General features: G+C 71.7%; 10 protein-coding genes. 3 read left to right on the top strand and 7 right to left on the bottom strand.

Annotated elements, in window-relative coordinates:
- Positions 1-13 precede the first annotated feature (13 nt).
- From FHS02_RS01020 to FHS02_RS01000, 5 genes are all read right to left on the bottom strand, one after another.
- The gene (locus FHS02_RS01020; RefSeq protein WP_229422497.1) at positions 14-1,132 is read right to left on the bottom strand and encodes a hypothetical protein; all 1,119 of its coding nucleotides are present in this window, start codon (positions 1,130-1,132) and stop codon (positions 14-16) included.
- The gene (locus tag FHS02_RS01015; RefSeq protein WP_137312392.1) at positions 1,122-2,243 is read right to left on the bottom strand and encodes a hypothetical protein; all 1,122 of its coding nucleotides are present in this window, start codon (positions 2,241-2,243) and stop codon (positions 1,122-1,124) included. The genes FHS02_RS01020 and FHS02_RS01015 overlap by 11 nt, the downstream gene beginning before the upstream one ends.
- Complete coding sequence (locus tag FHS02_RS01010) at positions 2,240-2,776, bottom strand: hypothetical protein (protein WP_137312391.1); 537 nt, start codon at positions 2,774-2,776, stop codon at positions 2,240-2,242. Before FHS02_RS01010 ends, FHS02_RS01015 begins: the two co-directional genes overlap by 4 nt.
- Positions 2,766-3,995 carry a hypothetical protein gene (locus tag FHS02_RS01005; RefSeq protein ID WP_137312390.1) on the bottom strand — a complete coding sequence of 410 codons (1,230 nt, stop codon included), beginning with the start codon at positions 3,993-3,995 and terminating at the stop codon, positions 2,766-2,768. Before FHS02_RS01005 ends, FHS02_RS01010 begins: the two co-directional genes overlap by 11 nt.
- Before the next feature lie 71 nt (positions 3,996-4,066).
- Positions 4,067-7,183, bottom strand: coding sequence for a penicillin-binding transpeptidase domain-containing protein (locus FHS02_RS01000; RefSeq protein ID WP_137312389.1), 3,117 nt, complete (start codon positions 7,181-7,183; stop codon positions 4,067-4,069).
- Positions 7,184-7,406: 223 nt separating this feature from the next.
- On the opposite strand from FHS02_RS01000, the gene FHS02_RS00995 reads away from it, so the two are divergent.
- Positions 7,407-8,030: a YXWGXW repeat-containing protein gene (locus tag FHS02_RS00995; protein WP_137312388.1), complete on the top strand. Its 624-nt coding sequence runs from the start codon at positions 7,407-7,409 to the stop codon at positions 8,028-8,030.
- Between the two features lie 93 nt (positions 8,031-8,123).
- On the top strand, positions 8,124-8,606 hold the full coding sequence (locus FHS02_RS00990) for a ribonuclease HI family protein (RefSeq protein WP_137312387.1): 483 nt from the start codon (positions 8,124-8,126) through the stop codon (positions 8,604-8,606).
- Positions 8,607-8,654: 48 nt separating this feature from the next.
- Here FHS02_RS00990 and FHS02_RS00985 read toward each other — a convergent pair whose 3' ends face one another.
- Together FHS02_RS00985 and FHS02_RS00980 are read right to left on the bottom strand one after the other, a co-directional pair.
- The gene (locus FHS02_RS00985) at positions 8,655-10,346 is read right to left on the bottom strand and encodes a methyl-accepting chemotaxis protein (protein WP_137312386.1); all 1,692 of its coding nucleotides are present in this window, start codon (positions 10,344-10,346) and stop codon (positions 8,655-8,657) included.
- 11 nt (positions 10,347-10,357) lie between these two features.
- Positions 10,358-10,834: a chemotaxis protein CheW gene (locus FHS02_RS00980; protein ID WP_137312385.1), complete on the bottom strand. Its 477-nt coding sequence runs from the start codon at positions 10,832-10,834 to the stop codon at positions 10,358-10,360.
- Positions 10,835-11,004: 170 nt separating this feature from the next.
- On the opposite strand from FHS02_RS00980, the gene FHS02_RS00975 reads away from it, so the two are divergent.
- Entirely contained in the window at positions 11,005-11,664 is a 660-nt protein-coding gene (locus FHS02_RS00975; RefSeq protein WP_137312384.1) for an HD domain-containing protein, read from the top strand.
- Positions 11,665-11,739 lie beyond the last annotated feature (75 nt).

The raw sequence follows: 11,739 nt of genomic DNA, 5'->3' as shown, positions 1-11,739 counted from the left end.
TTTTCGCCCGTAATCAGATCAGCCCGACGCGGTCGACGCATGCGAACGACGCCCCCTTGGCCCGCAATGCGCCGGCCCAGCCCGGCGGCAACGCGTCGTGCCAGGCGCCCGGCAACAGCACGCGGTCGCCGGCCGCCGCCTCGGCCAGGATCAGCGCCAGCTTGGCCTCGCGTCCGTCGACGGCATCGACCTGCCCGGCATGCCACGCCGTCGAGCTGCCGGTGGCGATCAGCCGGCCGCGCGGCACGAAGTCGCGCCCCCGTGCCAGCCGGTCCGCCATGACCAGTGCCAGCTGGTACGATGCCCCGGTGAAACGTGCTTCGCTGAACCGCACCGCGGTGCGCCAGCGACCGAGCCCGCGCCCATCCCCATGCCGGGCGCCGGCCAGCGCCTGCCGCACGGCCAGTTGCGCGGCCGCGTCGACGCCCGGCACGGCGATCGTGTCCTCTTCGTCGGCACCGGGCAAGGGCGCATCGGCGGCCAGCGGCGCGACGCTGACCTCGACCCACGCCAGCGTGTCGTTGATGCCACCGCTGTGCAACGGGAACCAGGTACGCACCGACGACACCGATCCGCCCGGGTCGGCATGGCCGGTCAGCGCGCCCAGGTGCGGCAGGCCGGCACCGCCGAGCACCAGTTCGCGGCGAGCGCTTGTGCTCTGCCCGATGTCCGGCCCCATGTCCGGCCCGGTGTCCGGCAGAGCGGGCGGCGCATCGTAGCCGTCCACGCGGCCCAGCTGCCACGCATCGGACCATCCCAGCGCGATCACCTCGCCGGTGCCGCGCGGCGGGCGCCAGGCGCCGCGCGCCATGCGGTCGGCCAGCACGGCAGCCAGTTCCCAGTTGCGCTCCCCCTCCTGCGGCGCGCCGTCGATGCCGAGTACCAGCTGCACCCGGCTGTCCAGCCGCGCTTCGGTCAGGCGCGCCAGCCGCACCACTTCCGCCATCCGCTCGCCGAGCGCGGGTGCGCCCGGCACCACGCACTTGACGTCGGCCCGGTTGGCGCGCGGACGCACGGTGGCGGTCAAGAGCAGCGTGCGGCCGTCGCGCAGCACGGTGCGGCACACGGTGGGCCCGGCGGCCCGGCCATCGGCGGCGACGCTTGCAGGACCACGCAGGACGTCATGGCTCATATATAGGGCTCCCGCCATGAGGCTCCCGGCGTTCACCGGCTGCCTGCCCGCGGCGCGCGGCCAGGTGGCATTCGCCATTCGCCAGGACGCGATCCAGTTCATCGTCGCTGCCGCCGGCCAGCTTCATGCGCGCCAGCACGGCCCACAGCTCGTCCAGCGCGCGCACGGCATCCCTGCTGGCGGCCGCCAGCCGGCGCTGCTCGTCCATGGCACGGCGGCGGCCCGGCGCCGACCATGCCAGGGCCGGCATCGTGTTGACGTCCAGAGCGGCCAGTGCGAGCCGCTGGAGATGTGCCTGCCGCACCGCGAACGCCGTTGCCGGCAGCAGCCGCAACGTGCGCGATGCCTCCGGCAATTCAAGGAACAGGCGGCGCAGCGCGGCGGCATCGTCGGCCTGGACTGGCGCGCCGGCCGGCGGTTCCGATGTCGCCGCAGGCACCGGTGCCAGGCCATGTTCCTGTCGGGCCTCCTGCGTCGAGGGCGGGGGCAGCGCGGCAGCGCGGCGGCGCAACATGCCGGCATAGTCGACATCGTCCAGCGCGATGGGCACGCAATCGTCCACCGTGAGGCCGAAGCGCATGTACAGCAACTCGTCAAGGCCGGCGCGGAACGCATTCCACTCGTCCAGCGACGTGCACGGCGGCAGATCCAGCGTGCCACCTGCCAAGGCGCCACGCAGCGCCCCTTCGACGCGCCCGGCCAGGTCCGCCAGCGGCAGGCTGCCGGCCTGCCCCGCGACCTCGCTGAACAGGAACAGGTCGAAGCGCTGGCGCGCCAGCCGCGGGTCGGCGGTATCGACGACGAAGGCCAGCCGCAGGCCCACTTCGGGCGCGCCGGCGAATGGCACCAGCGCGACCGCATGGGGGCCGGGCACGAACCACCATGCCGTTTCGCCCTTGCCCGGGAGGGCCGCCTTGCCGCTGCCGCCCCCGGCAATCCGGCGCGCCTGGCCGTCCGCGCCGAACACGATGAAGGTGGCGCCGGGCGGCGCGGGAATCGTGCCGCACAGCGCCGCCACCGGCAACCCCCCGCCGGCGCGCGTATCAGTGACCGTGCCGGTATCCGCGGCGTCATCCGCGCCACCGAGCGACGGCTCCCGGCGTTCGCTCATGGCGCCGCCAGCGCGGTGACGGCGAACGTGGCGCCATGCCGCTGCAGGTGATCGGCCGGCGCCGCCGCGAATGGCCACGCATGCTCGCACTCGCCATCCGCATCGAGGCGGCCTTGCAGCAGGGTGGTGCCGGCGCCGTCCGTGACCCGCAGCAGGGTGCGCTCGCGCAGCAGGCCGGCGGCAACGGGGGCCGCCGCGTCGAGCGCCAGCACCACCCGCCAGCCGCCGTCCTGGGCAACGAAGTGCAGCGTCCACAGGCCGTCGTCGGTCGTCAGCGCCGGCACGTCGCCGCTGGAGGCCGCGCGCAGCATGCCGGTCGACGATTGCCAGCCGCCACGGCGGCGCGCCAGCGCCAGGTGGCGGAAGCGGCGCAGCGTGGCCGGCGAACCGTTCAGCGCCGCCAGTTCGCCGGGACTCAACGGGCGCGTACCGTCCAGCGCCGCCAGCAGCGTGGCGTCGGCCAGCATGAGCCGGTCGCCGGCTACCGCGCGCGCCAGCAGCAGCCGCTCGCGCAGCTTGGCATCAAGATTCATTCTGTTCTCCAGTCATGCCGGCCAGGCCGGCGAGGCGCCCGATCGCCGCGTTGCGCCGCTTGCGCAGCGTGGGCACGGACATGCCGCCGACCTGCGCCAGCCGCTGCAAGGTCGGCAATTCCCCCGTCTCCCCGTCCAGCCAGTCGTCGGGGTAGCTGTCGTCCGCCGGGCCCAGCAGTTTCAGGCAGACCGCCAGCCGCACCGGCAGCGCTTCGTCGTTCAGGGCGGCCAGCGCCGCCGCGCGGGCCGGCATCCCATCATAGCCGGGGGCGGCGGAAACGGCGTCACCGCCGGCATCGGCCTCCCCATCATCGTCCGGCGGCGGCAGGATGCGGTCGGCCACGCCATGCGGGCAGGCCGCGGCGGCGACACGGTCGAGATCGTCCAGCCAGGCGGCGGCGTCTTCGCCATCGCGGCGCCAGTCGTCGCCGTCGCGATTGGCGGACAGCTCCTGGTAGTCGCCGATCTCGGCCAGCATCGCGGCGATCTTTTCCATGCCGTTGCGCAGGCTGGCGAAGCGTTTCGATTTCGTGTGCAGCGGGCCGGGCGCGCCCGTGAAGCGTTCCAGCGTGGCGCTCCAGTTGATCACCCACGCGGCCTGGCACTGCGCGATCGACTTCATGCGCCGTAGTTCGATCGGCATGCCGTCCGCCTCGCGGCCGAGGATCGCGGCGACCTGCTGCGCGGTACCCGGCCAGCCCGCGAACACCTGGGCGATCGCCGCATAGGCCATGTCCAGCATGCGGTACGTATAGATGCGGTTCGGCGTGCAGGGCTGGCCCGTGGCGGCCTGGTAATTGTCGGCATCGACCCTGTCGCGCAGCGTGGCGAACATGTCGTTGACCTTCTTGCGCAGCAGCGTGTCGCCGGCGGCGTGCTGCCAGAACGCGCCTTCCTTCGCGTGCGCGGCGGCGATGGCGGAGGCGAATGCCGCGAAGAAGGCCGGTTGCGCCTGCAGTTCGAACAGCAGCGCGAGGGCCAGGTCGCCGGCGCTGTCGCCATAGCTGTTGCCGGGCGCTGCCCCGCGCAGCGCCCGGCCCGCCCCCCGCAGGCTCCCGGCCACCGCATCGGTGTACCAGTCGAGCATTGCCGCGTGCCGTGCCGGGTCGAGCAGGTGCGCCAGGTCGCACTGCCGGAAGGCGACCAGCGACGCTTGCCCTAGCAATTTCCGCACCGCTTCCCAGCCGGGTTCCTGGTAGCGCGTTCCTGGCAGCCTCATAGCATCTGAAAATGGGAGAACACCGCCCATCATGCCATGGCTGAGCGTCGCCCGTTGCCGCGTGGATGCCGTCATTTACCCTTCAATTGTCCGTTTGGACTGCCGCCCTGGCCGGCCAGCGCGGCCAGCAGCGCCGCCACGGCAGGGGCCGCGTGGTCGCCACCGCTGCCGTCCGAGTGGCTGGCGTAGACGGCGAAAGCGAGCCGGTGCCGCTGGCCCGGCAGGCTGCCCGGTTCCAGCCAGCCAGTGAACCACACGGTGCCGCTACCCTCGCCAGTGGGCGCGGTGCCGGTCTTGCCGTACAGCCCGGCGCGGACCGCGCGCGGCAGGCCGCGGAACGCGCTGGCCGCCGTGCCGGCGTCGATCACGCCTTTCATGCCGGCACGGATGCGGTCGAGGCGCGCATCCAGCCGTTCCGGCGCGGGGCCAGCGGCGGAGCGGCCGTCCAGCTCCAGCAGCAGGCGCGGCGCGACGGTGGCGCCCTGCCCGATCGCGGCCGCGGCCAGCGCCATCTGCAGCGGCGTCGCCTGCATGCGCAGGCCAATGCTCATCTGGCGCAGTTCGTGGCGCGTGTGGACCGGGTCGATGCGGGCCGGCGTCGCTTGCAGCGCATCGTAGTCATGCCAGCGGAAGCCGGCCGGCAGCAGGCCGCCGTCCAGCCGCAGCGGGCGGGTGAAGCCGAGCCGGCGCGCCGCGGCCAGGATCGGGCGGGCGCCATCCAGCGCGCCCGCTTCGAGCGGCTGCACATCGGGCATGCCGCCTTCCGCGCGGCCGCCCAGCGTGCGGTCGGACAGTTCGCCGGTCCACGCGAACCACGTGTTCAGGCTGTAGGCCAACGCCTGCGCCAGGCCGAGCCGGCCGTCCTGCGCGCGGCGGTCGATGCCCTGCTCGCGGTAATTCGTCACGTAGGCGCCGCGCGCGCCTGCCGGATACGTGGCGGCACCGGTCGTGAAATCGAAGCCGCGTTCGCGCGCCAGGGCATTGATCGCCGGCAGCGGCGGCCCGGCCATCAGCGCGTCGAGCTGCCGGTCGTCGCGGGCGGCCAGTTCGAGGCCCAGCGCGCTGACCACCTTGAAGGTCGAACCAGGGCTGTGATGGGCGCCGCCATCGTGCTGCAGCGCGGGCAGGCGCAGCGGGCTGCCGGCCGGGTTGGCGCGGTCCAGCGCGCGCGCCTCCAGCCAGTTGCCCGCGTCGACGGACGGCTGGCCGGCGCCGGCTGCCGCCAGGATGTCGCCGTTTTCCGCATCGAGCACGACGAAGCCGGCCTTGCGCCGCGGCGGTGCCGCTTGGGCGCCTTCGCACCGCTCGCCGGACCAGCGCCCCCGTTGCAGCGCCACGCAGTCGAGTATGCGCTGCGCCAGTGCCTGCAGCGGCAGGTCGAGCGACAGGCGGGCCCGCGCACCGCCGCCGCCGGCGCCGGCGCGTGCCAGCATGCCGGCGATGCCGGTGTCGTGCTCGGGACCAAGGCCCAGCAGCGGCGCCAGCCCCGCACCGGCAGCAGCCGCGGTGGCCGCATCGCCGGCCCACAGCGGCGTACCGTTGCGGTCCGCCAGCAGCGCGGGGCTGGCGGGCTGTCTTGCGCCCGGTCCCTGGGCTGGGCCACGGTCCGGCGCGGTACCGTAGGCCGGTCCGGCAAGCGGCTGCCAGACGATCCGGTTCGCCACCACGCGCAGGTGCCGGTACTGGCGTTCGCCCGGCCGTTCCAGCGTGCGCGCGTCGAGCGGCGCCACCGCCAGCACGATGCGGCGCGCACCGGGCAGCGCCCGCAGGTGCAACTCCCGGACGTCATCGGCCGCCCCGCATCCCCGGCCGTCGCAGACGGCGCGCGATGCCATCGTCGCGCCGTCGACCCCCATCACGCGCCCGGCTACCAGCAGCACCAGGGGTTCGCCGCCCGTGGCGGGATGCGGCAGGTCGAGCGACAGGCGTGCGGCCGCGGCGCCGTGCGGCATCGCCGCGAGGCGCGACCACGGCTGCCAGCCCTGCGGCAGCGTGGCGAACAGGCGCGCCGCCTGTGGCGCCATGGATTCCGTCGCCGGGCCGTCGGCATGCCAGCGGGACGCGTCGCCGGCCCGCACGCGCCACGCCAGCAGCGCGCGCTCGCTGTTGTACAGCGCGACCTGCCGGCGCACATAGCTGCCGTCGGCCTGGCGGTACAGGCGGCGCAGCAGCGCGGCGGTGGCATCGTCGATCCGCACGTGGTGCCAGGCATCGAGGTCGGCCGCGCGCTGCCATGCGGGCGCGGCACGCCAGGCCGGCAAGTCCTGCGGCGCCAGCACGATGGCGCCATCGTCCGCCAGCCGTACCAGGCCGTGCGCCTGCAAGGCGGCGAACAGCGTTTCGTCCTCCAGTGCCGGCGCCGGCGCCGCCGCGACCGCATGGCTGCCGGGCGCCAGCCACACCGTCGCGCTGGCGCCATGGGCGGCGAACGCCGTCACGCGGGCCCTGCCGTGCTGTGCGGCATCCGGTCGATACAGGCGTGCGACCAGTTCGCCCGCCCGCGGGCAGGCGGCGGCCGGGCGGCGCAGCAGGTGTAACGCCCCTCCTTGCCACGCCAGCCACCCTTCGTCGCGCAGCATCGCCCGGCCGGCGGCACCCTGGACAATGCCTTCGCCGCCATTACCGAGCCAGCGTGCCGGGGCGCCGCTCCACGCCAGTTGCAGCGGCAGGCCGGCCTGGCCGGTCAGGCGCAGTTGCGGCATCGCGGCCGTCAGCGGCGACCCTTGCGCCACCAGCAGCGCGCCGCGCGCTACCCGCACGCCGGCCTCGCCAAAGCGCATCCCGAGCCGCAGCGGGATCATCCGGCCAATCCCATCGGTTGGCTGGCGGCACAGGTCGACCCGCACCGGCGATTCCGGCCGCATGCGGCTGGCCACGACGATGGCGCCGCCGGGCTGCGGCAGCATCGTCACTCCCGGCACGTCCGGGACGGCGAACCGGCCCCCCGGCACGACCGGCTGCAGCAGCGACGCCGCGCGCAGCGCATCGGTGCCCACGGCGGTCGCGGCGGCTGCGCTTCCCAACCGCAGCGCGTTTACGCCCAGCACCGCTCCGCCCAGCAGCACGCCTGCCGCCACCGCGTACAGCGCCCACGGCACGCTGCGCGGCGCGGCCAGGTTCCTGCCGCGCCGCCAGGCACGGCGGCGTTGCGCGACGATGTCGGCGATGTCTGTCAACGGTTGGGCCATGCCGCACGCTAGCGGAGGGAGGTGGAAACATCGCTGAAACACCCGGATGGAAACACCCTTGATACATGCCCGAAACATGCGGTAGCAAACCTTCGGCCATTTGTAAGAATCTGAAATGGCTTTTCGCGCTGGAAACCGGGCGCGCTATAGTGGTTTCAACGGGGCGCGTGACGCCGCCGGCAGATAACAGATGCAACCGGTCGAAACCATTCGGAGAAATACCATGATCAGGACTTCATTCATCGCAGCAGCCGCCATCGCCCTCGGTGCCGCCGCGTTCGCCCCGCAGGCGATGGCCCAGGTTGACGTCAATATCGTCATCGGCTCGGCGCCGCCCCCGCTGCGCTGGGAAGCGCAGCCGCAGCCGCGCCACGGCTACGTGTGGGCGCCTGGTTACTGGAACTGGAATGGGCACCGCCACGTGTGGACGGGCGGCCAGTGGCTGGCCGAGCGCCCCGGTTACGCCTACGCGCCGCCCCGCTGGGTCGAATACGGCGGCGGCTGGCGTTATGAACAGGCGCGCTGGAACCGCCATGGTCCGCGCGGCGACCTGGATCGCGACGGCGTGCAGAACCGCTATGACCGCGACCGCGATGGCGACGGCAGGCCGAACTGGGCCGACCGCGATCCGAACCGCTACGGCCGTGGCAACGATCGAGGCTATGACCGCGGCCATGACCGGGGTTATTACGACCGTGGCCACGATCGCGGCCACGCCTACTACGGCAACGGCCCGCGCCGCGACCAGGACCGCGACGGTATCCCGAACCGCCATGACCGCGACCGCGATGGCGACGGCGTGCCGAACCGGTATGACCACCGGCCGGAAAATCCGTATCGCCGTTGATGAAGTCGAAATAGAAAATGCCATCCGTCCGGATGGCATTTTTCTTGAAAGCGCCGTTCGCCGTTGTAGAATCGGCGCTTTTTCCTCGCTCCGATGACCGTCCTGACGATCCCTCCCCGTGCCCTCGCCCAGGCCCGCGCCGCCGCCGAAAAGCTGGCGCGCCAGCCGGTGCCGCCATCCCCATCGGCCTGGCGCGGCTGGTTCGACGGTTCGGCCACGCCGAATCCAGGGCGGCTCGGCATCGGCGCGCTGCTGCTGGGGCCCGCCGGCGAACGGATCGAGATCAGCCGCCGTGCCGGCGAAGGCACCAGCGGCGATGCCGAGTACCTGGCGCTGGTCGCGCTGCTGGAAGCGGCACTGGAGGCCGGAGCAAGGGAACTGGCCGCCTATGGCGACAGCCAGGTGGTGGTGCAGGATGTGCTGATGACCGGCGTGCCGGGTGCGAAGGGACTGGAAGAACACCGCGTCCGCGCCGTGGCGCTGATGGCTCGGCTGGACCGGGTGGCGCTGCGCTGGCTGCCGCGGCACCGCAACGGCGCCGCCGACGCGCTGTCGCAGCGCGCCATCGGCGGCTGAGCAGCTTTACTGCCAAGGCTTCCGAGCAGCTTTACTACGCAGCCTTATTTAAAACTCTTCCCAGTCCGACTCGGCCGGCTTGGCTGCAACCGGCTTACGGATCGCCAGCGCCGGCTTTGCCGCCACAGGCGCGCGTGCCGGCGCTTTCGACGGCACGGCGACCGCTTTCACGGCCATGAGCGGCGCCGGCGCGGCGCCGGTGCGGAACACGCTGACCACATCGGCCAGCGCACTGGCCTGGTGCTGCATCGATTCGGCGGCGGCGGCGGATTGCTCGACCAGCGCGGCGTTCTGCTGCGTCACCGCGTCCATCTGCACGATCGCGCCGTTCACTTCCTCGATGCCGGCACTCTGTTCAACGCTGGCGGCGGTGATTTCGCCGATCACGTCGGACACGCGCCGTACGCTGGCCGTGATCTCGTCCATCGTGCTGCCGGCCTGCGTGACGAGGCGGCTGCCCTCCGCCACTTCGGCCACCGATGCGCCGATCAGTTCCTTGATCTCGCGCGCCGCGGCGGCGCTGCGCTGCGCCAGGTTGCGCACCTCGCCGGCCACCACGGCAAAGCCGCGCCCCTGTTCGCCCGCGCGCGCCGCCTCGACGGCCGCGTTCAGCGCCAGGATATTGGTCTGGAAGGCGATGCCGTCGATCGTGCCGATGATGTCGACGATCTTCTTCGACGACGCATCGATCGAATTCATCCGCCCGACCACCTGCTGCACCACGTCGCCGCCCTTCGCCGCGGCACCGGCCGCCGCGGCCGCCATCTGGTTGGCCTGGCGCGCGTTGTCGGCATTGGTGCGTACGGTCGACGTCAGTTCTTCCATCGACGACGCGGTTTCCTCCAGCGCGCCGGCCTGCTGCTCGGTGCGGGCCGACAGGTCGTGGTTGCCCGCCGCGATCTCGGTGGAGGCCACCTTGATGTTCTCGGTGCCGCTGCGCACCTCGGTGACGATGTTCAGCAGCGCCTGGTTCATGTCGCCCAGCGCGCGCAGCAGCGTGCCCGTTTCATCGGTGCCGGACGCTTCGATGCGGCCCGTCAGGTCGCCCGAAGCCACCCGGGTCGCCGCATCCACGGCCTGGCGCAGCGGGCGCGTGATGCCGACCGTCAGCCACCAGGCACTGGCCGAGCCGAAGATCAGCGCGGCCAGCGCCAGCGCGATGACGATCGTGCGGCTGCGTTCATTGATGCTGCCGATCTCGGCGGCCGTCTCGTCGATGCGGACCCGTTCCAGCTTCAGCAGCTCCTTCACCATGTCCTGGTATTTCGCGGCGCCCGGCACGAACACGGTCTCGAAGATGCGTGCCGCCTCGTCCAGCTGGCCGGCCGCCTTCAGCTTCGCCACCTCGTCGCGCGAGCCCAGGTAGACCTTGCGCTGCTCCATGATCCTGGCGAACAGCGTCTTCTCCTCGTCCGCCGCCAGCAGCGCCTCGATGTCCTTCTGCAGCGCCGCCGACGATGCCGACGAACGCTTGCTCTCGTCGGCGAAATAGGCTGCCAGCGACGTGTCCGACGACTTCGCGATCGCCGTCGTGCGGCGGACGGCGCTGTCGATCTGGCTGTACCAGTCGCTGATCATGCGCTCCTTCGCCAGCGGCGAAGCCATCATCGCGTGCGTGGCCTGGGCCACGTCGTTGAGCCGCCACAGCGCGATGGCGGCAATCACGATCGCCAGCGCGATCGTGACGGCAAAGCCCAGGCCGAGCCGTTTGCCGATGGGAAGGTTGCGCAGGATGTTCATGGCCGGGCCGGTCAGGCGGCGATGCGTTCGATGAGACCCATGTCTTCGCTCGACATCATGCGGTCGATGTCGACGAGGATCAGCATGCGTTCGTCGACCGTGCCGAGGCCGACGATGTGTTCGGTATTCAGCGAAGAGCCCAGGTCCGGCGCCGGCTTGATCTGTTCCGGCGACAGCGTGGTCACGTCGGAGACGGCATCGACCACCATGCCTACCACGCGGTTGCCGATGTTCAGGATGATGACGACGGTGAACGGTCCGTATTCCGGCGTGCCGAGCGAAAAGCGGATGCGCATGTCGACGATCGGCACGATGATGCCGCGCAGGTTGATCACGCCCTTGACGAATTCCGGTGCGCTGGCGATCCGTGTCGGCGCTTCGTAATTGCGGATCTCGCTGACTTTCTGGATGTCGATGCCATATTCTTCCTTGCCCAGGGTAAAGGCGAGGTATTCGGCCGGGGTGGTGCTGCTGGCGGTATCGGTCATTGTCGGTCCTGTGGAGTGCGATGCAAAAGATGCGGAATGTTACCGCACGCCAAGTTCTAACGCATTAAAAATTCCATGTGGCAACGCTCAGCAGGGCACAAAATTGCCCAAATTACAGCAAAAGCGTTTCATTCGTGGCACAATGCAACGACCGCCGCATTGACCTGAACATGACAACAACGATTTCGCCGCTGGCCAGCTGGCATCCGAAGCTGGCCGCGATCGCGGCCGCCATTCCCGGAGACGATGGCGCCCACGACACCAATCACCTGCACCGCGTCTGGCGCAATGCCACCCTGCTGTTGCCCGATCACCCCGAGGCCGATGCGCTCGTGGTGCTCGCCGCATGCTATCTGCACGATATCGTCAACCTGCCGAAGAACCATCCGGAGCGGCACCTGGCTTCCCGCCAGGCCGCGCGGGAGGCGGTGCGCCTGCTGGCAGCGACGGAATTCCCCGCGGACCTGCTGCCCGGCGTGGCGCACGCGATCGAGACGCACAGTTTTTCCGCCGGCCTGGCGCCGGCCACGATCGAAGCGAAGATCGTCCAGGATGCCGACCGGCTGGACGCGCTGGGCGCCGTCGGGCTGGCCCGCATGTTCTATACGGCGGGCCGCATGGGTTCCGGACTGGCGCACGGCACCGACCCGGCAGGCCTGCACCGCGCGCTCGACGACAAGGCGTATTCGCTCGACCATATCGCCGTCAAGCTGGCCACGCTGCCGGGCACGATGCAGACGGCCGCCGGCCGGCGCCTCGGCGATGAGCGGATGCGCGCGCTGACGGCGTTCCGCGACCAGTTCGTGGCCGAATGGTCCGCCCCGGCCTGACGCGATGAAGCCCGCTCCGGTCCGCCCCGCAACCGGCCAGGCCGCCGTTCGCCCTGCCGCTGCTCGCCGCGCTAC

It is taken from the genome of Pseudoduganella umbonata (assembly GCF_014192225.1).
GTDB lineage: Bacteria > Pseudomonadota > Gammaproteobacteria > Burkholderiales > Burkholderiaceae_D > Rugamonas > Rugamonas umbonata.
Note: the sequence above shows the minus strand (reverse complement) of the source record. Positions and strands in the feature narration are given on the sequence as shown.